Source organism: Gottfriedia acidiceleris (genome assembly GCF_023115465.1).
Lineage (GTDB): Bacteria > Bacillota > Bacilli > Bacillales > Bacillaceae_G > Gottfriedia > Gottfriedia acidiceleris_B.
Genome location: NZ_CP096034.1, coordinates 3,101,682 through 3,126,221, shown reverse-complemented (window position 1 = coordinate 3,126,221; position 24,540 = coordinate 3,101,682). Strand labels below are relative to the sequence as shown.

Here is a 24,540-nt window from a genome sequence, read left to right as displayed (position 1 = left end):
TAATGTTTAATTAGGGGTGAACGCGGGTATGAATTTTTATCGGATGAGAGCGGAAGAAGTCATGCAAGTAACGAATACAAATGTTTCCTCCGGTTTAACTGATGAGGAGGTAAAGAAAAGGCGAGCAACTTTTGGGGCAAATGAGTTAAAGGAATCAGAGAAAACTTCCAAACTCGTTTTATTTTTAAATCAGTTTAATGATTTTATGGTATTTGTACTCTTAGGCGCAACGATTATATCAATCTTTTTAAAGGAAGTAGTAGATGCAGTTGCGATTATGGCGATTGTATTAATTAACGGGATTTTAGGATATTTTCAAGAAGCTAAGGCAGAGAGATCATTAGAAGCTTTGAAAGAATTGGCCGCTCCACAAGTAAATGTTATGCGTGATGGGCAATTTGTTAAGCTACCTTCAAAAGATTTAGTTGTTGGAGATATTATTAAGTTTTCAAGTGGCGATCGGATTGGTGCTGATATTCGCATAATCGAAGCATCAAGTTTATACATAGAAGAATCAGCGCTAACAGGTGAATCTGTTCCGGTTCAAAAAAGATTTGAATCAATTCAGGCCGATGATATTGGTATTGGTGATCAAGATAATATGGGCTTTATGGGAACACTCGTTACGCGTGGAAATGGTAAAGGTGTCGTTGTATCTACAGGAATGAAAACAGCAATGGGGCAAATTGCGAATTTACTTCAAAATACAGAAACCATTGTTACACCTTTACAAAGACGATTAGAACAATTAGGTAAAATATTGATTGTACTAGCATTATTTTTAACTGCTTTAGTTGTATTTATCGGTGTTTATCAAGGAAATGAATTATATCATATGTTTTTAGCGGGTGTGTCACTTGCAGTTGCCGCGATTCCAGAAGGCTTGCCAGCAATTGTAACGGTTGCTTTATCACTTGGTGTGCAACGGATGATTAAAAAGAAAGCAATTGTTCGAAAGCTTCAAGCGGTTGAAACATTAGGTTGTGCTTCAGTCATTTGTTCAGATAAAACAGGGACTATGACAGAGAACAAAATGACTGTTACAAATATTTGGTCGGGCGGATCTAGTTATGAAGTATCTGGAAACGGATATGCAATCAACGGAGAATTTACGAACAAAGAGAGAACGATTAATCCAACTTTAAATAAACAATTATTTCAAACTCTTGTATTCGGATCTATTTGTAGTGATGCACAATTAATTCAAAAGAAAAAAGAAATCGTACTAGATGGTGACCCTACTGAAGGTGCAATTGTTGTTGCAGGTTATAAAGCTGGGATCGATCGTGAATACGTAAATTCACATTTTACTAGAATACATGAGCTTCCTTTTGATAGTACACGGAAAATGATGTCTGTCGTTGTAAAAAATCGATCAGGTGAACAATTTGTAATTACTAAGGGTGCACCAGACGTCTTACTTTCAAAATGTAATACAATTTTATGGCATGAAAGAGAAGAACAATTAAATACGTTTAGACAAAATTCAGTTGAAAGTATCATCGAAACATATGCAAATAATGCACTTCGTACGATTGCGATTGCGTTTAAACCATTGAATCCAAATTCGATCATTGATGAAAGGAATCTCGAAAGTAATTTAACTTTTATTGGTTTACAAGGGATGATTGACCCACCTAGAGCAGAAGTTGCACAAGCTGTTCAAGAATGTAAAGAAGCTGGTATTCGAACGGTTATGATTACTGGGGATCATAAGTTAACAGCTTCTAGTATTGCTAGAAAACTAGGAATCTTAAGAGATAACGGTAGAGTAGTAGAAGGAAAAGAATTAGATGCACTTTCTGTAGAGCAGATTCAGGAATTTGTTGAAGATGCTGCTGTATTTGCCCGAGTTTCACCTGAACATAAATTGAAAATTGTTAAAGCACTTCAAGCGAATGGACATATTGTAGCAATGACAGGTGATGGCGTTAATGATGCACCAGCCATTAAAGCAGCGGATATTGGAATTTCAATGGGGATTACTGGTACAGATGTAGCAAAAGAAGCTTCATCGTTAGTATTACTTGATGATAATTTTGCAACAATCAAATCAGCAATTAAAGAAGGTCGCAATATTTATAGTAATATTCGTAAATTTATTCGTTATTTATTAGCTTCAAATGTTGGTGAAATTTTAGTTATGTTGTTTGCAATGTTATTAGCCTTACCGCTACCTCTTGTTCCAGTACAAATTCTATGGGTAAATCTAGTGACTGATGGTTTACCTGCAATGGCATTAGGTGTTGATTCAGCTGAGGATGATGTAATGAAAAGAAGTCCTCGTTCATTAACAGAAGGTATTTTTGCAAGAGGATTAGGATGGAAAATTATTTCAAGAGGTTTTTTAATTGGATTTGTTACACTATTAGCCTTCATTATTTCGTATAATCAACATCCGAATCAACTAGAATACGCACAAACGGTAGCATTCTCTACATTAGTTTTAGCACAATTAATTCATGTATTTGATTGTAGAAGTGAACGTTCAATTTTCCATCGAAATGTATTTGGAAATTTATATTTGATAGGTGCTGTGATCGTTTCAATGCTATTAATGTTAATTGTTATTTACTACCCACCATTACAACCTATTTTTAAAACGATTCCGATTGTGCCTAGAGATTGGTTCTTAATAGGAGGTCTATCATCAATTCCAACTTTTATGCTTGCAGGAGCATTATTTACTAAGAAAAAATAATTTACGAACAAAATGGATAACCAATTTAAAATATGTTATAATTCCTTAAGGTAGTAGAGGTATGCTCTATTACCTTTTCTCTTTTACATATTGAATGAAATTTGGGAAATAAATTAGAGAGAACATTAGTGTATTGGAAGTGGAACAATGGTCGTAAGTATGACAGGATATGGTAAAGCCATTTTGTCAAATGAACAGTACAAAATACATATTGAAATGAAAGCAGTGAATCATCGATACTTAGAGACAATCGTTCGAATGCCGAGGCAATTATTAGCATATGAAGATGCAATTAAGAAAATTGTAGCTGAGTATACTAGTCGAGGTCGAGTTGAAGTTTTTGTTACAATTGAGGGCTTATTACAACGTACATTACAAATAGATGAAGGCTTAATTCAACAATATAAAAAAGCGATTGAACATCTTTCACGTGAAGAGCAAAATAAATCTTTTTATAATCCGATTGATTTATTAAAGCTACCTGAAGTTACTACAGTAAGTGAAGTAGAACAAATCAATGATAATTTTGAAGAATTATTATTAAAGACTACTGAAAATGCATGTCAGCAATTTTTTGATGTTAAGTGCAAAGAAGGTGGACAGCTTAAAAAAGATTTAATAGAAAGATTAACAGCAATTGAAGAATGTAAAAAACAGATTACTGTTCATTCTCCTCTTGTTTTGAAATCATATCGTGAAAAACTTCAATCTAAATTAGCGGAAGTTGAATTAACAGCGGTTGATGAGCAAAGATTATTAACAGAAATTATGCTCTTTGCGGATCGATGTGACATATCAGAAGAATTAGTTCGACTAACTAGTCATTTAGAATTGTTTAATGAAACTTTACAAATAAAAGAATCAATTGGGCGGAAATTAGATTTCATCGTACAAGAAATGAATCGAGAAGTGAATACGATTGGTTCTAAAGCAAACTCATTAGATATTTCTAAACAAGTTGTTGAAATTAAAAATAATCTTGAAAAAATTAGAGAGCAAGTTCAAAATATTGAATAATGTAAAAGATTTGTTTATAGTTGCAAAGGTCCGGTAACAATGTGAAGTAGAAGACTAATTAATTTTTATTAATTGACTCTGACACACAAGAAGTAACAATAGATTGACCTTTAATAAATTAAACTGTCTAGAATTAGAAGGGTAGGGTCATAAATGAGGCATGAAAGAGGCTTATTAATCGTACTTTCTGGTCCATCAGGAGTAGGTAAGGGTACGGTGCGGAAAGCTATTTTTGATAATAAGGATTTAGATCTTCAATATAGTATTTCGATGACGACAAGAAATCCTCGTGAAGGTGAAGTACATGGAGTAGATTATTTCTTTACATCAAAAGAAGATTTCAAACAGAAAATAAGTGAAAATAAGTTTCTTGAGTGGGCAGAGTTTGTAGGTAATTACTATGGAACACCAATTGATTATGTTGAAAAAACAGTAAGCGAAGGAAAAGACATTTTCCTAGAAATTGAAGTTCAAGGTGCCCTGCAAGTAAAAAAAGCCTTTCCAGAAGGGATTTTTATTTTCTTAGCCCCTCCAAGTATGAGAGAATTACAAAATAGAATTGTAACAAGAGGTACAGAAACTGAAGATGTCATTATGAATCGTATGAATGCAGCAAAAGAAGAAATTGAAATGATGGATGCTTACGATTATGTAGTTGAAAATGATCAAGTTGATTTAGCTTGTGACCGTATTAAAGCAATTATTTTAAGTGAACATTTAAAACGTGAACGAGTTGCAAATTATTATAAAAGAATGATGGAGGCCGAATAAACTATGTTATATCCTTCGATTGACCGTTTATTAACAAAATTAGACTCAAAATATACGCTAGTAACAGTTGCTTCAAAGCGAGCTCGCGAAATGCAAGTAAATAAAGATACTCGTGTTGAAAAACCAGTATCTGATAAATTTGTAGGAAAAGCATTAGAAGAAATTAATGCTGGATTATTATCTTATAGAAAACTTGAAGACGTTAAAGAAGATTAATATTTAACTGTGTGATGAGGCTGTCCCAAAGCATTTACTAATTATCCATATGACTAAAAAGGACAACGTGGTGTTTAACACCTCTCCTAAAAGTTTCGTGGTGATTAGAAATGGGGGCAGTCTTATTTTTGTGATAAAATGACCGAGTAGTTTAATCGACGAAAAGCATTACTTTCGAAAAAAGGATCAGTACAACTAAGCTTATGACTTTGAAGATAAGTTCATTGGAGAGTTTTTTTAGAAAAGCCTATAACATTTAATTCAATCATATTTGTGGTATCTTAGACATAGAACGTCCAAAAGACCTATTTTTTGACATGTTACATAGAAAGAATAAAATTTGAAAGGGTGAAGGTGAGTGGAACAAAAAAGGATTCTCCTATGTGTTACAGGTGGAATTGCAGTCTATAAAGCAGCAGCACTTACAAGTAAACTAGTACAAGCAGGATATGACGTTAAAGTAATGATGAGCCCTTCCTCAACTAAATTTGTGACACCTTTAACGTTTCAAGCTTTATCAAGAAATGATGTTTATATAGATACTTTTGATGAAAAAGATAGTTCAAAAATTGCACATATCGATTTAGGTGATTGGCCTGATTTAATCATTGTTGCTCCAGCAACTGCTAATACAATTGGAAAATTTGCAAATGGTCTTGGAGATGAAATGATTCAGGCAACATTACTGGCTGCAACAAAACCAGTTTGGATCGCACCAGCTATGAATGTTAATATGTATAACCATCCGATTGTTCAAAGGAATATGAACATATTGAAAGAGATTGGTCATCGATTTATTGAGCCAAATGAAGGTTATTTAGCATGTGGCTATGTTGGAAAAGGTAGATTAGCAGAGCCGGAAGAAATCGTTCAATTCGTGAATGAACATTTCCAAAGTGAGGTTGGTCTATTAAAAGGTAAAAAAATTATTATTTCTGCTGGCCCAACAGTTGAAAAAATTGATCCGGTTCGCTTTGTTTCAAATCATTCAACGGGTAAGATGGGGTATAGTATTGCAGAAGTTGCAGTTTCTTTAGGAGCAGAAGTAATTCTTGTCTCTGGACCAACTAATTTAACACCACCTAAAGGGTGTAAATTTATCCAAACCGAGTCAGCCGAGGAAATGTTTGAAGCGATTTGGTCTAATTATAATGAAGCGGATGTTGTCATAAAAACAGCAGCAGTTGCTGATTACACCCCTTCAATTACTTATGATCAAAAAGTGAAAAAAGCTAATGGTGATCTTTCAATTGCTTTTAAACGTACGAAAGATATTCTTTTAACTTTAGGTCAACATAAAACACATCAAATTTTAGTAGGGTTTGCTGCAGAAACTGATCAAGTAGATGAGTATGCAAAAAGTAAACTTTTAAAGAAAAATGCTGATATGATTGTTGCTAATGATGTAACAAAAGCAGGGGCTGGTTTTGGATCTGATACGAATATTGTAACCATTTTTAAGCGTAATGGTGAAGTTAAGTCACTGCCTAAAATGAGTAAAAAAGAAGTAGCAGAAGAAATACTACTTGAAGTTCATCACTTATTAAATGAGGTAGAAAGATGACATACGCATCAGTTTTAGTTGATGTATCAGTCAGACAAACAGACCGTCCTTTTGATTATAAAGTACCAACTAGATGGCAGGATGCAATACAACCTGGAATGCGAGTAATTGTTCCATTTGGGCCAAGGAAAGTGCAAGGATTCGTATTGTCTATAAAAGAAACAACTAATTTAGAGAAGGTTAAAGAAATCGAAGAAGTTCTTGATGTCATGCCAGTTTTAACAGAAGAACTTCTTCTTTTAGGTTCTTATCTTTCTCAAAAAACACTTTGTTTTTTCATTTCTGCATATCAAGCAATGCTTCCGACTGCTATTAAAGCTGTATATAAAAAACATGTTCAAGTAACATCTGAAGAAGCTTTAGATCAATTAGTTCCTGAATTAGCAAATCTATTTTCGATCGTAAAAAGAAGAGAATGGACTGAAATGGAAAGTCTAGTTAGTAAAATTTCATTAGTTCAACGTGCAATTAAAGAAGGATTGCTTGAAATTGAGTATGAAGTGAAAAATAAAGCAAATAAAAAAACAGAACGTGTAGTTTCTCTATTAAAGGTATTAGACGAAGAATTGCCTATAATCAAATCTCCACAACAAAAAGACATTATTGAATACTTACGTATGAATGGTCAAACAAGTGTGAAGGAGTTAAAAGAATGTCTTGGTATCACTGATTCACCTATAAAGACATTGGAGAAAAACGAGGTAATTTCGATTAAAACAGTTGAAGTTTATCGTGATCCTTATGAAGGTAAGGATATTGAACTTTCTAAACCTTTACCACTAATAGAAGAACAACAGATTGCATTTGAGCAAATCGTTTCTTCATTTCATGAAAGAAAGAATAAGATCCATCTTTTACATGGAGTAACAGGAAGTGGAAAGACAGAAGTTTATTTACAAGCCATTCAAGAGGTCCTATCTGAAGGGAAAGAAGCAATCGTATTAGTACCAGAAATTTCACTTACCCCACAGATTGTAGGTCGTTTTAAAAGTAGATTTGGAAATGATGTTGCAGTTCTACATAGCGGTTTATCTATTGGTGAGAAATATGATGAATGGAGAAAGATTCAGAGAAAAGAAGTTAAGGTAGTAGTGGGTGCCCGCTCAGCAATCTTTGCACCATTTGAAAACATTGGCATGATCATCATTGATGAAGAACATGAGACTACTTATAAACAAGATGAACATCCAAGATATCATGCAAGAGATATTGCAATTTGGAGAGGAGAATATCATCATTGTCCGATTGTTTTAGGAAGTGCGACTCCTACACTAGAATCATTTGCTAGAGCTGGTAAAGGTGTTTATGAGCTAAATACAATGTCTAAAAGGGTTAATCAAGGCCCATTACCTGAAGTGGAAATAGTCGATATGAGAGAGCAGTTAAGAATCGGTAATCGTACGATGTTTTCTACTGCTTTACATGAAAAAATAATGGATCGATTAGAGAAGAAGGAACAAATCATCTTATTTTTAAATCGTCGAGGCTATTCTTCGTTTGTAATGTGTAGAGATTGTGGTTACACAATTCAGTGCCCCCATTGCGAGGTTTCCTTAACTTATCATAAACATAACCATCATCTAAAATGTCATTATTGCGGATATGAAACCTATATGCCAAAACAATGCCCATCTTGCCAAAGTGAACATATTCGATTTTTTGGAACTGGAACGCAAAAGGTAGAGGAAGCTATTACAAAAACATACCCAGAAGCACGAGTCATTAGAATGGATAATGATACGACTAGTCGTAAAGGTGCCCACGAAAAAATGCTTAAGCAATTTGGTAACGGTGAGGCTGATATATTACTAGGTACACAGATGATTGCAAAAGGACTTGATTTTCCAAATGTTACATTGGTTGGTGTTTTAGCAGCAGATAGTTCACTTCATTTACCTGATTTCAGAGCAAGTGAGCGAACATTTAGCTTATTGACACAAGTAAGTGGAAGAGCTGGTCGTCATGAAAAACCTGGTGAAGTAGTTATACAAACATATTCACCAGAGCATTATAGTATTGAATTAGCTAAAACACAGGACTATGTTGCGTTTTATGAAGAAGAAATGAAATTAAGACGCTCTTTTCGATATCCTCCTTTTTATTATTTAGTTTTAATTTCAATCGCACATAATGATTTGATAAAAACAGTAAAAGTAAGCGAACAAATTGCAGGCTATTTAAGAGAATACTTATCAGAAGGATCAATTGTACTCGGACCAGTAGCATCACCAATCGCAAAAATAAAAGACCATTTTCGTTATCAATGTGTTATAAAATACAAATCTGAACCTGCACTCTATGACGTACTAAACCGAATTCAACAATACTACCAAGACGAAACGGACAAAGGCAAACTACAATTAACAATCGACTTTCAACCTACTATGTTTATGTGACGAAAAGTGGAGGGGACTGGTCAGACCCGACACCTCGAGGGGCTAACGCCTGGAGCTAGACAGAAACGAAAAGTGGAGGGGACTGGTCACCCCCTAAGCATAAGACGTAGGTCGTTATTAAAAATTAAACTTAACGTACAATCAAGATAGGAGTTGTGAAATTGGCTTTATTAAAAATAGTAGAATATCCTAATGAAATTCTTGAAACACCTTGTGAAAAAGTGACGACATTTGATAAAAATTTAGTAAAACTTTTAAATAATATGTATGAGACAATGCTCTCAGCAGATGGTGTTGGCTTAGCAGCTCCACAAGTTGGAATTCTGCAACAAGTAGCTGTTGTTGATGTTGAAGATGAGAATGGAAGAATTGATTTAATTAATCCAATCGTAATGGAAACAAAAGGCGAGCAAACTGATGTTGAAGGTTGTTTAAGTTTCCCAAACTTATATGGTGATGTAACAAGACCTAGTTATGCAAAAATCAAAGCACAAAATAAACGTGGAAAATATTTTATTATAGAAGCACGTGGATTTTTAGCTCGTGCACTTTTACATGAAATTGATCATTTAAATGGAGTTTTATTCACTTCCAAAGTCTCGAAATACTATGAAGAAAGTGAATTAGAAGGGTAGGCAAAAAAATGACAAAGATTGTTTTTATGGGGACACCAGATTTTTCTGTTCCTGTTTTAAGAAGATTAATTGAGGGAGGATATGATGTAGTAGGTGTAGTAACTCAGCCAGATCGCCCTGTTGGTCGAAAAAGAGTGCTAACTCCACCTCCTGTTAAAGTAGAAGCTTTAAAACATAATATCCCAGTTTTACAACCTGAAAAAATTAGACTTCCAGAAGAAACAGAAAAAGTATTGGCATTGAAGCCAGATTTAATCGTAACTGCAGCTTTTGGACAAATCCTTCCTACAGATATTCTTGAAGCTCCTAAATTTGGTTGTATAAATGTACATGCTTCATTGTTACCAGAATTACGAGGTGGGGCTCCAATTCACTATTCGATCATTCAAGGAAAGAGTGAAACTGGTGTAACAATTATGTATATGGTTGAAAAGTTAGATGCTGGTGATATGTTAGCCAAAGTCGTTGTTCCGATTGAAGAAAAGGATCACGTTGGAACGCTTCACGATAAATTAAGTATTGCTGGTGCGAATTTACTTTTAGAAACAATTCCACCATTATTAAAAGGTGAAATTACTGCAGTTAAGCAAGATGAAAGTAAAGTTAGCTTTGCAAAAAATATTAAGCGTGAGGAAGAACAAATAAATTGGTCAAAAACTGGTGAAGAGATTTATAATCACGTAAGAGGTTTACACCCTTGGCCAGTAGCTTATACTACATTAAACGGAGAAGTTTTAAAAGTTTGGTGGAGTGAAAAAGTAAATACGAATCAAGATTCTACACCGGGTGAAATAATTGATGTTTTAAACGATGGCATATTAGTAGCAACAGGTAATCATACTGCTATCAAAATTACTGATTTACAGCCCGCTGGTAAAAAGCGTATGGAAGCAAAGCAATATATTAATGGTGCAGGTTCTTTTATTGAACGTGGAATGAAGTTAGGAGAATAACATGAGTAAAAATGTACGAGAGATTGCCTTAGATGCTCTTCTTTCAGTTTATAAAAATCAATCGTATAGTAATTTGTTAGTAAATAACTATATTCAAAAGAATGATTTATCTTCGGCTGATTCGGGACTATTAACAGAAATAATCTATGGAACAATCCAAAGAGATCAATTATTAGATTTTTATTTAGAACCATTCATTAAAAATCAGAAGAAATTAGAAGAATGGGTTTATATATTAATAAAACTTTCATTATATCAATTGCATTTTTTAGATCGTATACCTCCTCACGCAGTTTTAAATGAGGCTGTTAATATTGCTAAAAAGCGCGGACATAAAGGAATTGCTTCTTTAGTAAATGGGGTTTTAAGAAATATTCAAAGAAATGGTTTACGATCAATCGATGAAATACAGGATCCGATTGAAAGGCTTTCAATTGAAACGAATCATCCAAAATGGTTAATTGAACAATGGGTAAAAGAATTCGGAGAAGAAGAAACGAGAAAAATTTGTGAAGAGAACATACTTCCACCGTTTCAAACCGCAAGGGTCAATACAATGAAATCTTCAAGAGAAGACGTGATTAAAATGCTTGAAGATGAAGGAGTACAGGTTAAGGTAGGAAAACTATCTCCATTTGCAATAGAAATCCAAAAAGGAAATGTTGCTCATACGAATGCATTTAAAGAAGGATTCCTTTCGATTCAAGATGAAAGCTCGATGTTAGTTGCACAAGCACTTGGAGTTGAAAAAGGTGATGATATATTAGACACATGTGCAGCACCTGGAGGGAAATCAACACATATTGCTGAGTTGTTAGGCGGTACTGGATTAGTCACTTCATTAGATTTACACAATCATAAAGTAAAGTTAATAAAAGAACAAGCTAATCGTTTAGGGTTAGATAATATTGAAACGAAAGCTCTAGATGCAAGAAAAGCACCTGAAGAGTTTGAAGGAAGATTATTTGACAAAGTATTAGTAGATGCTCCATGTTCTGGTTTAGGAGTTATTCGTCGTAAACCAGATATTTTATTAAAAAAGAATGCTACTGATGTAACAAATTTACAAAGAGTTCAGAAGTCAATTTTAGACGAAGCTTCAAAGTTAGTTAAGCCAGGTGGCACTTTAGTATATAGCACTTGTACAGTTGGACATGAAGAAAATATTGATGTGGTCCAAGCTTTTTTAGATGAGCATCATGATTATGAATTAGATCATTCATTAATTGATCATGTTCCGGAAAAATTAAATGAAAATAAATCGGTTCAAAAAGGGTATGTACAGCTACTACCACATTATTTTGGAACGGATGGATTTTTTATTGCAAGATTAAGGAAGAAGGTGTAACGTTGAAATTAGAAAATACTACAAATTCAGTCAAAATAGAAAAAACTCATAAACCCTCAATTTACTCGTTAAAAGTGAGTGATATAGAGGATTGGTTAAAGGCGCAAAAGCAGCAGGCTTTCCGTGCAAAGCAAATTTATAATTGGCTATACGTTCAACGAGTTGAAAGCTTTGAAGAAATGCAAAATATTCCAAAAGAGCTACGTATGTTACTTGAAGAGAATTTTACAATAACGACATTAAAAACATTAGTTAAACAAACCTCTTCAGATGGTACGATGAAATTTTTATTTGAATTACATGATGGATATTCGATTGAAACTGTTTTAATGAGACATAATTATGGCAATTCTGTATGTGTAACGACACAAGTAGGTTGTCGAATTGGATGTACTTTTTGTGCATCGACTCTTGGCGGTTTAAAAAGAAATCTTGAAGCAGGTGAAATCGTTGCACAAGTATTAGAAGTACAACGTGCTATTGATGAAGTTGAAGAAAGAGTTAGCTCAATCGTAGTTATGGGTATAGGCGAACCATTTGATAACTATAATGGTTTAATGGATTTCTTAAGAATTGTTAATTCTGATAAAGGTCTTAACATTGGTGCAAGACATATTACAGTATCAACAAGTGGAATCATTCCAAAAATCTATAACTTTGCAGATGAAGGACTTCAAATTAATTTCGCGATTTCATTACACGCTCCTAACAGTGAGTTGCGTTCTAAATTAATGCCAATTAATCGTGCATACAAATTACCGGATTTAATGGACGCTGTTCGTTACTATGTTGAAAAAACAGGTAGACGTGTAACGTTTGAATATGGTTTATTCGGTGGTGAAAATGACCAAGTTGAGCATGCTGAAGAACTTTCTAAGTTACTTAAAGGGGTTAAATGTCATGTTAATTTAATTCCAGTTAACTATGTACCTGAAAGAGATTACGTAAGAACACCTAAGGAACAAATTTTTGCATTTGAAAAAGTACTTAAAAATAATGGAGTTAATGTTACTATTCGTCGTGAACAAGGTCATGATATAGATGCAGCTTGTGGACAGTTGCGTGCAAAGGAGCGTAAAGAGGAGACGAGGTGAAACAATGCAAACTTTTTTTCAAACTGATACGGGGAAAGTTCGAGAGCATAATGAAGATAGCGTAGGTATATTTACGAACGATTCAGGAATCGTATTAGCTGTAGTTGCTGACGGTATGGGTGGCCATTTAGCGGGTGAGGTTGCAAGTATGATGGCGATCAATTTCCTTGAAGCAGAGTGGAAAAATACTAGTAATTTTGAAACACCAGTAGAAGCTGAATCATGGCTAAAAAATATTGTAGCACAATTAAATACAAATTTATTAGTGCATTCAGAGCAAAATGAAGAGTGCAAGGGTATGGGGACAACCCTTGAAGCGATTATTTGTACTCCTTTATTTTTTACGATTGCACATATAGGTGACAGTAGAAGTTATTTGAGAAATGATGAAGGGTTTAAGCAAATAACAGAAGATCATACTTTTGTCGCCGAACTCGTTAAATTTGGGCAAATTTCTATGGAGGATGCAGAAATTCATCCTCGTAAAAATGTTATTACGCGAGCACTTGGTACTGAGGAAACGGTTGATGTTGATATTAAAACTTTAACTTGGGAAGAAGATGATTTAATCATTTTATGTTCAGATGGTTTATCGAATAAAATATCAAATGAACTTTTTAATGAAAAATTAAATGAAAATCTACCAATCGAAATTCTCGGTAACCAGTTGATTTCAATCGCAAATGATCTTGGTGGAGAAGATAACATCACGCTTGCCATTATTAAGTTTGAGCCTAGAAATATAGAGAAAGGGTGATGATGAGCGTGATGATTGGTAGACGCCTAAACGACCGATATAAGATCTTAAAATTAATTGGTGTTGGCGGTATGGCAAACGTTTATTTAGCCCGTGATATGATATTAGATCGAGATGTGGCTGTAAAAATGTTAAAAGCTGATTTTTCAAACGACCCAGACTTCTTAAGAAGATTTCAACGTGAAGCATATTCAGTTACTTCGCTATCTCATCCAAATATCGTAAGCTCATATGACGTTGGGGAAGAAGATGGATTACAGTATATCGTCATGGAATACGTTGAAGGTGAGACTTTAAAGGAGTATATTCAGCATCATACACCTATAAAGCCAAAAGAAGTATTGAGGATTATGGAACAATTAGCATCAGCATTAGCTCATGCGCATCATTTTCAAATCGTTCATAGAGATGTAAAACCGCAAAATATTTTAATCAATAAAGAAGGAAATGTAAAAATAACTGATTTTGGCATTGCAACAGCTTCGACAGCTGCAACAATTACACAAACAAATTCAGTACTTGGTTCTGTTCACTACCTTTCACCTGAACAAGCTAGAGGTGGAGTAGCGAATAAAAAGTCAGATATTTATTCTTTAGGAATTGTAATGTTTGAGCTATTAACTGGAAAACTACCATTTTCGGGTGAGAGTGCAGTTGCGATCGCATTAAAACATTTACAAAGCGAAGTTCCACCACCAACAAAATTTAATCCTGAAATACCACAAAGTGTGGAAAATATCGTTTTAAAAGCTACTGCCAAAGATATCTTTTATCGATACGATACTGCAGATGAGATGAAGTTAGATTTACAAACTGCTCTTGATAGTGATCGTTTGAATGAAAAACCTTTTGTGATTCCTACAAATGATGATGAAACGAAGGTAATTCCGATCATAAAGGATATTCCTATATCAACTAATGATGATACTGTTGTTGTTCCATCAAAGAACAAATCAAATAAAGAAAAAGAATCTATCAAAAAAGAACCTGTTAAAAAAGATTCTGTCAAAAAAGAACCTGATAAATTAAAACGAAAGAAGAAAAATTCTTTTGCAAAGTTTATTATAGGTACATTTATTGCACTTTTAATCGGTGGTTTATTAGCGATAACATTGATTCCTGCATTATTTTTACCTGAAGACGTAGAAATTCCAGATGTTAAGGATATGACATACGAAAGTGCGGTTACGTTGCTTGCATCAAAAGGGTTAAAGATAAGCGATCCTAAAGAGATTTTTGATGATGAAGTTGATGAAGGGAAAGTAGTTAAAACTTCTCCTAATATTGGGGAAACTGTTAAAGAAAATTCATCGATAACGATTTATAAATCAAAAGGTAAAAAAAGTAACGAGATGGAAGACCTAAAAGGGTTCCAATACAACACGATAAAATCTCGATTACAAGACGATTATCGCTCTGTTACAACGCATTTTATCGAAAGTGATGAATCAGAAGGTGAAATAATCGACCAATCTCCAAATGTTGGGGCTGAAGTCGTACCATCGGAAACGGATTTAAATGTATGGATTAGTAAAGGGACATCTACGATTACTCTTCGTGACCTAAAAGGATGGTCTAGAAAAGATGTTGAAACCTATGCAGGTGACAATAATCTAAAGCTTAACGTAACGAAGGAAGAATCTGGAACAGTTGCTGAAAATCATGTGATTTCACAATCTCCATCTGCTAACGTTGCAGTAAAAGAAGGGGATACATTAAATGTCGTTATTTCTTCTGGAAAACAAAAAGAAAAGACGAAAAAAGTAACAATCAATGTACAAGTACCATATACCCCGACCAATCCTAGTTCGCCTCAACTAATTGAGGTATATATTAGGGATAAAAATAATAATGGTGAAAAACCTGCAATTTCAAAATCGATCACCGAAACAACTACTATACCAGTAGAAGTGACAATTGATCCTGGACAAACTGCTTCCTATAAAATTGTTAAAGATGGTCAAGTTATTGCAGAAAGAGATGTACCTTATCCATCGAATTAAAGAGCTGTAGGAGTGAGTATATGCCAGAAGGCAAAATTATAAAAGCGTTGAGTGGATTCTATTATGTCGAAACAGATGAGAAAGTTGTTGCTTGTCGTGGTAGAGGGAATTTTCGTAATAAGAAAATAACACCTTTAGTTGGAGATGAGGTAGAATATCATATCGAAAAAAGTGGAGAAGGTTATCTACTTGAAATTAAAGAGCGAAAAAATGAACTTGTTCGACCTCCAATTGCAAATGTTGATCAAGCAATTTTAGTTTTTTCAGCAGTAGAGCCCGATTTTTCTCCAATATTATTAGATCGATTCCTTGTACTAATAGAGTTCAATGAAATTAAACCTTTAATTGTCATTACAAAGATTGATTTGTGTTCAGAAGCACAATTAAAATTAGTGTATGAATACGTTTCTTATTATCGCCAAATTGGATATGAAGTATGTTTAACTTCTTCAAAAACTGAGGAAGGATTAGAAAAAGTACTTCCTCATATGTCTAATAAAATATCTGTATTTGCAGGACAATCTGGCGTTGGTAAATCAACTTTACTAAATGCGATTAATCCAAAGCTAGATTTAAAAACGGGAATTATTTCCACTCATTTAGGACGAGGAAAACATACAACTAGACATGTTGAATTAATAAAAATTGGACAGGGGCTAGTTGCAGATACTCCTGGTTTTAGTTCATTGGAATTTATGGGAATCGAATCCGAAGATTTATCGTATTGTTTTGTGGAAATGCGAGAAAAAAGTCAAGAATGTAAATTTAGAGGTTGTACCCACTTAAAGGAACCAAAATGTGCTGTAAAAGCTGCGGTTGAAAGTGGGGAAATTTCTCCTAAACGATATGATCATTATGTATCATTCATAGAAGAAATAAGAGATAGAAAGCCGAGGTACTAATCATGGTTAAAATTGCACCATCAATCCTTTCAGCGAATTTTGCTAAACTTGGAGAAGAAATTATAGATGTAGAACTTGGAGGGGCAGATTATATTCACGTCGATGTAATGGATGGTCACTTTGTACCAAATATTACAATTGGACCACTAATTGTAGAAGCAATTAGACCTGTGACGAAGCTTCCACTCGATGTACATTTAATGATTGAAAAACCAGATCAATACATAGAGCAATTTGTAAAAGCTGGAGCGGACATTATTACGGTTCATGTTGAAGCTTGTACACATTTGCACCGTACAATCCAAACAATTAAATCCTTTGGAATTAAAGCAGGTGTAGTTCTTAATCCAGCGACTCCAGTTTCAACAATTGAACAGATAATAGATGATGTCGACATGGTCCTTTTAATGACAGTAAATCCAGGCTTTGGAGGACAGAAATTCATTCAATCAGTTGTTCCTAAAATTAAACAAGTTGCTAATTTGATTAAAGAACGCAATTTATCAGTTGAAATCGAAATAGACGGTGGCGTTGACGAGCATACGGCTAAAATTTGCATAGAAGCAGGTGCTACCGTATTAGTAGCCGGTTCAGCAATTTATAATAAGGAAGACAGAAAAGAAGCTATAGCGAAAATTAGAGGATAATGTAATCATCTAAAATTGCATGGTAAATTTAATTATGAAATAAAAAATGCAATCGACATTCGATTGCATTTTTTTTAAAGGTGGAAAAAAAGTTGATTATACATGTCGTAGGTGCAGGACCGAAATCGAAAACAATTACTGAAATTACTCAGAAAGACGAAAACCAGTTACTGATTGGCGTAGATAATGGAGCTCAATATTTAATTGAAGAAGGATTAATTCCAGAGGCAATATTCGGTGATTTTGATTCTTTAAGCGATGAGAATTTAGAAAAGATACAAAGGCTTGTCCCTAATGTTTTTATTTACCCTCCTGAAAAAGATGAAACAGATTTAGAACTTGCTATTCAATGGGCAATTAAACAAAAACCAGAAAAGATTTTTATCCATTGTGTAACTGGAAAACGGTTAGATCATGAGTTTGGCAGTATTACATTATTAATAAAATTTATGAATTCCGGTATTCCAATAAAAATCGTTGATGAATATAACGAACTATATATCATTCAGCAAGGTACCCATTTCATTAGTAAACTGCAGCATTTTAAATACGTATCCTTTTTTTCAATAGGAGCTAAAGTAGTAAATTTAACTTTAAAGGGCTTTAAATACCCACTAACTAATCATTTATTGGAGATTGGATCATCACTGTGTGTGAGCAATGAACTGCTTGAGAGTGAAGGGTCTATTTCATTTAGCGAAGGCATAGCATTAGTAGTAAGGAGCAAAGATTAACAATTTCATGTCATAGTTTTCGCTCAACGCAAGTAGAATGTAATAGGATTAATCTTTTCCTTAAAAATGCTAGAAAGCTTGTAGGAGGGAAAGCATGAGATTTTATACGATTAAATTACCTAAATTTCTTGGCGGACTTGTTCGCGCCATGCTGAGTACATTTAAAAAAGACGCTTAGCTTAGTTGGAGTAGAGTTTTTTGGTTAGAGGAAACAGGGATCATAAAAAAAGTAAAAAAGCATAGCGGACCGCTATGCTTTTTAGTACGTTATTAAATTAAACGCGCTCAATTTTACCTGATTTTAATGCTCTCGCTGAAACGTAAACACGCTTTGGTTTACCGTTTACTAAAATACGAACTTTTTGAAGGTTAGCACCCCAAGTACGTTTTGAAGCATTCATAGCGTGAGAGCGACTGTTACCAGAACGAGACTTTCTTCCTGTGATTACACAAACACGAGCCATCTATTTCCCTCCTAACAAAAACGGAATAACATTTCAATGATTATTTTCATTCAAACACTACTATAATTTATCATACCGTTTCGCTTAATGCAACAGTTATTGGTAAGTTGTTCAAGAAAAAAACCTTGACATCGAAATGTATGATATACTAAATATTAAAGAGGGACCTTAGACTTATTGAAAAGAAATTCCTTAAAAATTGTATTTTCTATAATTAACCATGAATATTATTGAAATGCTAATAATAGTAGTGAGTCAATAGAATTATTTTGGAAAAAGGTATACAATAATAAGTAAGTAGTATAACTAACTATACTTGGATTATCCAATAAGGGGGACCAAATTATGTCATTAGAAATGAAAACGCAATATGGAACAATCGAGATTGGTACAGATGTGATCGCTACAATTGCTGGTGGAGCTGCCATTGATTGTTACGGTATTGTTGGAATGGCTTCTAAGAAACAAATTAAGGATGGTCTTACAGAAATCCTAAAAAAAGATAACTTTACAAAAGGTGTTATTGTTCGCCAAGTAGGTGAGGACGTTAATATCGATATGTACATAATTGTAAGCTATGGTACGAAGATTTCTGAAGTTGCTAATAACGTACAAAATAAAGTGAAGTATACTCTTGATCAAACATTAGGCTTGTCAGTTGACTCTGTTAATATTTTTGTTCAAGGTGTGAAAGTAGCTAACCTGTAAAGACGCATTAAGGAGGAGAATTTGTGTCGATAAAACGTATTGACGGTAAATTATTTGCAGAAATGGTGATTCAAGGTGCAAATAACTTAACGAAAAATGTAAAATTTGTAGATTCATTAAATGTATTTCCAGTACCAGATGGTGATACTGGAACAAATATGAATCTTTCTATTACTTCTGGGTCAAAGGAAGTAAAAGAAAAACCAAATAGTCATGTAGGGAAAGTTGGTCAAAGCTTTGCAAAGGGCTTATTGATGGGAGCGCGTGGAAATTCTGGTGTTATCCTTTCTCAATTATTTAGAGGTTTTTCTAAATCAATTGAATCCAAGGATACAATTTCAACAACAGATTTTGCTTTAGCATTAGAAGCAGGGGTAGAAACTGCTTATAAAGCTGTTATGAAGCCTATTGAAGGAACAATCTTAACAGTTGCTAGAGAAACAGCAAAAAAAGCAGTTGTCATAGCAAAAACACATGAAGAATTTATTCCTTTTCTTGAGGAAACAATTATTGAAGCAAATGCATCTTTAAACCGTACCCCAGACTTACTGCCAGTGTTAAAACAAGTAGGTGTAGTCGATAGCGGAGGTCAAGGTTTAGTACTTGTATATGAAGGATTCTTAGCATCATTAAAAGGTGAAGAAATTTCTCTAGAAGGTGCTGAGGCGACTCTTTCTCTTGAAGAACTTGTCGAAGCAGAACATCGAAATGTACAAAGTATGTTAAATACTGAAGACATTGTTTACGGATACTGTACTGAATTTATGGTGCGATTTGAAAAAGATAAATTAAATAAACATCCTTTTGACATAGACACTTTCCGTAAAGAGCTAAGTGCATGGGGTGATTCTTTATTAGTAGTTGCTGATGATGAAATTGTAAAAGTTCATATTCACGCTGAGTACCCTGGAGAAGTATTTAATTTAGGTCAACGATTTGGAAGCTTTTTAAAACTAAAAGCCGAAAATATGCGCGAACAACATACTAACTTACTACATGAAGAGGTTTCAAATGAATCTCCTTCTAAAAATGTCTCTACACAATCTACTGAAAAACAAGAATTTGGGATCGTTACAGTAGCTATGGGATCAGGGATTAAAGCATTATTTGAAAGTATTGGGGCAACTGTAGTAATTGAAGGTGGCCAAACAATGAATCCTAGTACAGAAGACATTGTAAAAGCGATTGAACAATGCAACGCAGAAAATGTTATTGTTCTTCCTAACAACGGAAATATCGTGATGGCTGCCGAGCAAGCTGCATCTGTTGCAGAATGTAATGTAGCAGTTGTAACGTCTAAAACAGTACCTCAAGGTATGGCAGCTTTATTATCTTTTAATCCTACTGCAACGTTAGATGAAAATAAATCAGGAATGCAAGATGCATTAAAGACTGTAAAAACAGGTCAAATAACTTATGCGGTTCGAGATACTGAAATTGATGGTGTAGAAATAACAAAAGATCATTTCATGGGCATCCTTGAAAGTAAAATTGTTACTACCGATGCAAATCAATTAGAGGCTGCAAAAAAATTATTACAAGATATGATTGATGAAGATTCTGAAATATTAACAATCTTATATGGCCAAGATGTTTCAAATGAAGAAATTTCAAAATTAGTTGAATTTGCCGAAGAGAGCTTTGATCACTTAGAAGTTGAAGTTCATAACGGAAATCAGCCTTTGTATTCATATATTTTTTCGATCGAATAAGATAAAATATAGCAAGATAAAAGAGGAAGTGTGATCCACTTCTTCTTTTTTTTTGTAATTTATTTTAAGAGTAATGTAAAATAACGTAGAACTCTGTAGAATTTCGTATTACACTATAAGGTGGACATTGTTTTGTCCATAATACCAACTTTTTATATAAATGATTTGTTCGAACAAAACAAAAACTAAATAAAATACGCTTTTACAATAACGTATTGGGGGAAACGTGATGAAATATAAAAGTGTTTTTGACATAATTGGACCAATTATGATTGGTCCATCTAGTTCACATACAGCGGGAGCTGCTAAAATTGGTCGTGTAGCAAGAAATCTTTATGGAAAAGAACCAAAAAAGATTTTGATTTCATTATATGGTTCATTTGCTAAAACATATCGTGGACATGGGACAGATGTTGCGCTTATTGGTGGATTATTGGATTTTGATACATTTGATGAGCGTATTCCAGAATCATTAAATATTGCACAAGAAAAAGGGATGTCAATTGATTTCGTTGAAGAAGATGCAGTAACGGAGCATCCAAATACAGTGAAAATTTCTATTCTCGATAATGAGCAACCATTTGAATTAGTGGGAATTTCAATCGGTGGTGGAAAAATTGAAATTATTGAATTGAATGGTTTTGAACTTAAACTTTCGGGTAATTACCCTGCAATACTTGTTGTTCATAATGACCGTTTTGGTTCAATTGCTGGTGTAACAAATGTTCTAATGAAATATGCTGTAAATATTGGCCATATGGAAGTTTCACGTAAAGAAGTCGGACAAATTGCATTGATGGCAATTGAGGTCGACCAAGATCTAGATGATAAAATTATTAAAGAAATTGAATCTTTACCACATATCATTCGCGTTACGAAAATGGTTGATTAAGGAGAGGGGGAACTCAAATGTTTAAAAATGTTGCTGAATTAGTTGAATTAGCTGAATCAAAAAATGTTAAAATTTCAGAAATAATGATTCAACAAGAGATGTTGTTTACAGGAAGAAGCCGTGAAGAGATTATCGGTAAAATGGAGCAAAATCTTGTTGTTATGGAAAAAGCAGTTGAAAGAGGTCTTGCAGGTGTTCACTCGCCAACTGGTTTAACTGGAGGAGACGCTGTATTACTTCAAAATTATATTGCAAAAGGTAATTCGCTTTCTGGCCATTTACTTTTAGATGCTGTTAGTAAAGCAGTTGCGACAAATGAAGTAAATGCTGCAATGGGTACGATTTGTGCAACTCCTACAGCTGGTTCTGCTGGGGTAGTTCCTGGAACCCTTTTTGCTGTAAAAGAAAAATTAAATCCTACTCGAATGCAAATGATTGAATTCTTATTTGCATCAGGTGCTTTCGGTTTTGTTGTAGCTAATAATGCGTCAATTTCAGGTGCTGCAGGTGGCTGTCAAGCAGAAGTAGGCTCTGCAAGTGGTATGGCAGCAGCTGCGATCGTTGAAATGGCTGGTGGTACTCCAAGTCAAAGTGCTGAAGCATTTGCTATTACATTAAAAAATATGCTTGGTTTAGTATGTGACCCGGTTGCAGGTTTAGTAGAAGTACCATGTGTTAAGCGAAATGCAATGGGTGCTGCTAACGCAATGGTAGCTGCAGATATGGCATTAGCAGGTATTACAAGTCGAATTCCATGTGACGAAGTAATTGATGCTATGTATCGAATTGGACAAACAATGCCATCTGCGCTAAGAGAAACTGCAGAAGGAGGACTAGCGGCAACGCCAACAGGACGTGAATTGGAAGCAAAAATATTTGGTGTTTCGCTAAAAAAATAGTGAGTATTGAACTTGAACAAAAAGTATCTGTATTAAGTGGTGTCGGCGAGGAAACTGAAGCACAATTAAATGATATGGGTATTTTTACTATAAATGACTTAATCGAATATTTACCGTATCGGTATGAGGATTTTCGAAATAAGGATTTATCAGAAGTGAAGCATGAAGAGCGCGTGACTGTCGAGGGGATTGTTCATAGCGCTCCTCTTCTTCAATATTTTGGCAAAAGTAAATCACGACTAACATTTCGACTTTTAGTTGATCGATACTTAATTACTGTTATTTGTTTTAATCGACCATATTTTAAAACAAAGATAAACTTAAATGAACATGTAACTGTTTCTGGCAAGTGGGATCAACATAAACAAACCATTACATTATCAGACCTTGTATTTGGTTCTCGTACGAATAGTCATGAAATAGAGCCTGTCTATTCTATTAAGGGAAAAATGTCTGTAAAAACAATGCGTAAATTTGTTGAGCAGTCGTTTAAAAAATATGGACATTTAATAAATGACTTAGTACCAAACGAACTAATTCAAAAATATAAACTTTTAAATCGTTTAGAAACATTGAGATTACTTCACCACCCAATTGATGCGAATAGTTTAAAACAAGCTAGAAGAAGCTTTGTTTATGAAGAGTTTTTTCTTTTTCAACTAAAAATGCAAGCACTTCGAAAAATTCAGCGTAATCATTCTAAAGGTATCCCTAAAACATTAAACATTGAAAAAATTCAACAATTAATCCAATCCTTACCATTTCCTCTGACATCAGCTCAAAATAGAGTTGTACAAGAAATATTTACAGATTTAGAAAGTCCTTATCGAATGAATCGCCTATTACAAGGTGATGTTGGATCGGGAAAAACTGTTGTCGCTACGATTGCTTTATATGCATGTACACTTAATGGTTATCAAGGTGCATTAATGGTGCCTACAGAAATTTTAGCTGAGCAACATTTTGAATCTTTAGCAAAAATGCTACAACATACAGAAGTAAATGTTGAGCTTCTTACAAGTTCTGTAAAAGGTAAAAAGCGTCGTGAAATCCTAGAACGACTAAAAAACGGTGAGGTACATATTTTAGTTGGTACCCATGCTTTAATTCAAGATGAGGTTCAATTTAATAAATTAGGCATTGTCATAACAGATGAACAACATCGATTTGGTGTTGGTCAACGAAGAGTTTTAAGAGAAAAAGGCTATTTCCCTGATGTCTTATTTATGACAGCAACTCCAATACCAAGAACTTTAGCAATAACAGCTTTTGGTGAAATGGATGTATCGATCATTGATGAATATCCGGCTGGTCGTAAAAAAATAGAAACGTATTGGGTCAAGCAAGAAATGTTTGATCGCGTTTTAGATTTTATCAGTAAAGAAATCAAGAATGGACGACAAGCATATCTAATCTGTCCACTTATTGAGGAGTCAGAAAAATTAGACCTTCAGAATGCATTAGATTTACATAGTGTTCTAACTTTTCATTATCAAAATATGGCGAAGGTTGGATTAATGCATGGAAAGCTTTCATCAACAGAGAAGGATGACGTGATGAAGGCATTTGCTGCTAATGACGTTCAAATATTAGTATCAACGACAGTTGTAGAAGTAGGTGTAAATGTACCGAATGCAACTGTGATGGTTATTTATGATGCAGATCGCTTTGGGCTTTCACAATTACATCAGCTAAGAGGACGAGTTGGACGAGGTTCTGAACAATCGTATTGTATTTTAGTTGGTGACCCAAAAAGTGAAGTAGGAAAAGAAAGATTAACAATCATGACAGAAACAAACGATGGTTTTGAGTTAAGTGAAAAAGATTTAGAACTTAGAGGACCAGGAGATTTCTTTGGAAAACAACAAAGTGGTGTGCCTGAATTTAAAATGGCTGATATGGTACATGATTATCGTGCATTAGAAGTTGCGCGAAATGATGCAACATTACTTGTTAATTCAGATGTATTTTGGAAAGCTAATGAATATCAAGGATTAAGAATGTACTTAGACAGAACGGGAATATTTAATTCTGAAAAATTAGATTAGTACTAGGTATTAAAAGTTTGTCAAAAAACTATTGTAATACGTGGATTTTTAATATAAACTGTATTTAATACCTGGTCAC

22 protein-coding genes are annotated in these 24,540 nt (G+C 34.1%); 21 read left to right on the top strand and 1 reads right to left on the bottom strand.

All coding sequences use genetic code 11. The features are described 5' to 3' along the window. Positions 1–28 precede the first annotated feature (28 nt). The 16 genes from MY490_RS14825 (at position 29) to spoVM (ending at position 17,916) form a co-directional block, all read left to right on the top strand. On the top strand, positions 29–2,701 hold the full coding sequence (locus tag MY490_RS14825; protein ID WP_248266399.1) for a calcium-translocating P-type ATPase, SERCA-type: 2,673 nt from the start codon (positions 29–31) through the stop codon (positions 2,699–2,701). A gap of 147 nt (positions 2,702–2,848) precedes the next feature. Next, complete coding sequence (locus MY490_RS14820; protein WP_248266398.1) at positions 2,849–3,718, top strand: YicC/YloC family endoribonuclease; 870 nt, start codon at positions 2,849–2,851, stop codon at positions 3,716–3,718. A 153-nt stretch (positions 3,719–3,871) separates the two neighbouring features. Beyond that, positions 3,872–4,489, top strand: coding sequence for a guanylate kinase (gene gmk / locus MY490_RS14815; RefSeq protein ID WP_248266397.1), 618 nt, complete (start codon positions 3,872–3,874; stop codon positions 4,487–4,489). Between the two features lie 3 nt (positions 4,490–4,492). After that, positions 4,493–4,705 carry a DNA-directed RNA polymerase subunit omega gene (gene rpoZ, locus MY490_RS14810; protein ID WP_248266396.1) on the top strand — a complete coding sequence of 71 codons (213 nt, stop codon included), beginning with the start codon at positions 4,493–4,495 and terminating at the stop codon, positions 4,703–4,705. A 358-nt stretch (positions 4,706–5,063) separates the two neighbouring features. After that, entirely contained in the window at positions 5,064–6,269 is a 1,206-nt protein-coding gene (coaBC, locus tag MY490_RS14805) for a bifunctional phosphopantothenoylcysteine decarboxylase/phosphopantothenate--cysteine ligase CoaBC (RefSeq protein WP_248266395.1), read from the top strand. Next, complete coding sequence (priA, locus tag MY490_RS14800; protein ID WP_248266394.1) at positions 6,266–8,665, top strand: primosomal protein N'; 2,400 nt, start codon at positions 6,266–6,268, stop codon at positions 8,663–8,665. The genes coaBC and priA overlap by 4 nt, the downstream gene beginning before the upstream one ends. Positions 8,666–8,826: 161 nt before the next feature. Beyond that, positions 8,827–9,300, top strand: a complete 474-nt coding sequence (gene def, locus MY490_RS14795) for a peptide deformylase (protein WP_248266393.1) — start codon at positions 8,827–8,829, stop codon at positions 9,298–9,300. An 8-nt stretch (positions 9,301–9,308) separates the two neighbouring features. Next, positions 9,309–10,253: a methionyl-tRNA formyltransferase gene (fmt, locus tag MY490_RS14790; RefSeq protein ID WP_248266392.1), complete on the top strand. Its 945-nt coding sequence runs from the start codon at positions 9,309–9,311 to the stop codon at positions 10,251–10,253. A 1-nt stretch (position 10,254) separates the two neighbouring features. After that, positions 10,255–11,601, top strand: a complete 1,347-nt coding sequence (gene rsmB, locus MY490_RS14785; protein ID WP_248266391.1) for a 16S rRNA (cytosine(967)-C(5))-methyltransferase RsmB — start codon at positions 10,255–10,257, stop codon at positions 11,599–11,601. A 2-nt stretch (positions 11,602–11,603) separates the two neighbouring features. Then, positions 11,604–12,695, top strand: coding sequence for a dual-specificity RNA methyltransferase RlmN (gene rlmN / locus MY490_RS14780; protein WP_248266390.1), 1,092 nt, complete (start codon positions 11,604–11,606; stop codon positions 12,693–12,695). Between the two features lie 4 nt (positions 12,696–12,699). Next, positions 12,700–13,452, top strand: a complete 753-nt coding sequence (locus MY490_RS14775; RefSeq protein ID WP_248266389.1) for a Stp1/IreP family PP2C-type Ser/Thr phosphatase — start codon at positions 12,700–12,702, stop codon at positions 13,450–13,452. An 8-nt stretch (positions 13,453–13,460) separates the two neighbouring features. Further along, a complete protein-coding gene (pknB, locus tag MY490_RS14770; protein ID WP_248269384.1) occupies positions 13,461–15,455 on the top strand; it encodes a Stk1 family PASTA domain-containing Ser/Thr kinase in 1,995 nt (664 codons plus the stop codon). A gap of 20 nt (positions 15,456–15,475) precedes the next feature. Next, the gene (gene rsgA, locus MY490_RS14765; RefSeq protein WP_248266388.1) at positions 15,476–16,357 is read left to right on the top strand and encodes a ribosome small subunit-dependent GTPase A; all 882 of its coding nucleotides are present in this window, start codon (positions 15,476–15,478) and stop codon (positions 16,355–16,357) included. Positions 16,358–16,359: 2 nt separating this feature from the next. Further along, positions 16,360–17,004, top strand: coding sequence for a ribulose-phosphate 3-epimerase (gene rpe / locus MY490_RS14760; RefSeq protein ID WP_248266387.1), 645 nt, complete (start codon positions 16,360–16,362; stop codon positions 17,002–17,004). Between the two features lie 92 nt (positions 17,005–17,096). Then, a complete protein-coding gene (locus tag MY490_RS14755; protein WP_248266386.1) occupies positions 17,097–17,738 on the top strand; it encodes a thiamine diphosphokinase in 642 nt (213 codons plus the stop codon). 94 nt (positions 17,739–17,832) lie between these two features. Then, positions 17,833–17,916, top strand: a complete 84-nt coding sequence (gene spoVM, locus MY490_RS14750; protein WP_056470930.1) for a stage V sporulation protein SpoVM — start codon at positions 17,833–17,835, stop codon at positions 17,914–17,916. Positions 17,917–18,013: 97 nt separating this feature from the next. Here spoVM and rpmB read toward each other — a convergent pair whose 3' ends face one another. Continuing rightward, positions 18,014–18,202, bottom strand: a complete 189-nt coding sequence (gene rpmB, locus MY490_RS14745; RefSeq protein WP_025568947.1) for a 50S ribosomal protein L28 — start codon at positions 18,200–18,202, stop codon at positions 18,014–18,016. A gap of 345 nt (positions 18,203–18,547) precedes the next feature. On the opposite strand from rpmB, the gene MY490_RS14740 reads away from it, so the two are divergent. The 5 genes from MY490_RS14740 (at position 18,548) to recG (ending at position 24,461) form a co-directional block, all read left to right on the top strand. Next, positions 18,548–18,910, top strand: a complete 363-nt coding sequence (locus MY490_RS14740; protein WP_088012978.1) for an Asp23/Gls24 family envelope stress response protein — start codon at positions 18,548–18,550, stop codon at positions 18,908–18,910. A gap of 23 nt (positions 18,911–18,933) precedes the next feature. Then, on the top strand, positions 18,934–20,622 hold the full coding sequence (locus tag MY490_RS14735; RefSeq protein ID WP_248266385.1) for a DAK2 domain-containing protein: 1,689 nt from the start codon (positions 18,934–18,936) through the stop codon (positions 20,620–20,622). Positions 20,623–20,851: 229 nt separating this feature from the next. Next, positions 20,852–21,514: an L-serine ammonia-lyase, iron-sulfur-dependent subunit beta gene (sdaAB, locus tag MY490_RS14730; RefSeq protein WP_248266384.1), complete on the top strand. Its 663-nt coding sequence runs from the start codon at positions 20,852–20,854 to the stop codon at positions 21,512–21,514. A gap of 17 nt (positions 21,515–21,531) precedes the next feature. After that, positions 21,532–22,413: an L-serine ammonia-lyase, iron-sulfur-dependent, subunit alpha gene (sdaAA, locus tag MY490_RS14725; protein ID WP_088012973.1), complete on the top strand. Its 882-nt coding sequence runs from the start codon at positions 21,532–21,534 to the stop codon at positions 22,411–22,413. Further along, positions 22,413–24,461 (top strand): ATP-dependent DNA helicase RecG, encoded by a 2,049-nt coding sequence (gene recG / locus MY490_RS14720; protein WP_248266383.1) that lies wholly within the window; start codon positions 22,413–22,415, stop codon positions 24,459–24,461. Before sdaAA ends, recG begins: the two co-directional genes overlap by 1 nt. Positions 24,462–24,540 lie beyond the last annotated feature (79 nt).

Excerpts from the sequence above, each read along its gene's own strand:
- MY490_RS14740 (WP_088012978.1), top strand. The coding sequence starts at position 18,548 with ATGTCATTAGAAATGAAAACGCAATATGGAACAATCGAGATTGGTACA.
- rsmB (WP_248266391.1), top strand. The coding sequence starts at position 10,255 with ATGAGTAAAAATGTACGAGAGATTGCCTTAGATGCTCTTCTTTCAGTT.
- rpoZ (WP_248266396.1), top strand. The coding sequence starts at position 4,493 with ATGTTATATCCTTCGATTGACCGTTTATTAACAAAATTAGACTCAAAA.
- rsgA (WP_248266388.1), top strand. The coding sequence starts at position 15,476 with ATGCCAGAAGGCAAAATTATAAAAGCGTTGAGTGGATTCTATTATGTC.
- spoVM (WP_056470930.1), top strand. The coding sequence starts at position 17,833 with ATGAGATTTTATACGATTAAATTACCTAAATTTCTTGGCGGACTTGTT.
- priA (WP_248266394.1), top strand. The coding sequence starts at position 6,266 with ATGACATACGCATCAGTTTTAGTTGATGTATCAGTCAGACAAACAGAC.
- sdaAA (WP_088012973.1), top strand. The coding sequence starts at position 21,532 with ATGTTTAAAAATGTTGCTGAATTAGTTGAATTAGCTGAATCAAAAAAT.
- sdaAB (WP_248266384.1), top strand. The coding sequence starts at position 20,852 with ATGAAATATAAAAGTGTTTTTGACATAATTGGACCAATTATGATTGGT.
- fmt (WP_248266392.1), top strand. The coding sequence starts at position 9,309 with ATGACAAAGATTGTTTTTATGGGGACACCAGATTTTTCTGTTCCTGTT.
- MY490_RS14775 (WP_248266389.1), top strand. The coding sequence starts at position 12,700 with ATGCAAACTTTTTTTCAAACTGATACGGGGAAAGTTCGAGAGCATAAT.
- MY490_RS14820 (WP_248266398.1), top strand. The coding sequence starts at position 2,849 with ATGGTCGTAAGTATGACAGGATATGGTAAAGCCATTTTGTCAAATGAA.
- rpmB (WP_025568947.1), bottom strand. The coding sequence starts at position 18,202 with ATGGCTCGTGTTTGTGTAATCACAGGAAGAAAGTCTCGTTCTGGTAAC.
- rpe (WP_248266387.1), top strand. The coding sequence starts at position 16,360 with ATGGTTAAAATTGCACCATCAATCCTTTCAGCGAATTTTGCTAAACTT.
- gmk (WP_248266397.1), top strand. The coding sequence starts at position 3,872 with ATGAGGCATGAAAGAGGCTTATTAATCGTACTTTCTGGTCCATCAGGA.
- MY490_RS14825 (WP_248266399.1), top strand. The coding sequence starts at position 29 with ATGAATTTTTATCGGATGAGAGCGGAAGAAGTCATGCAAGTAACGAAT.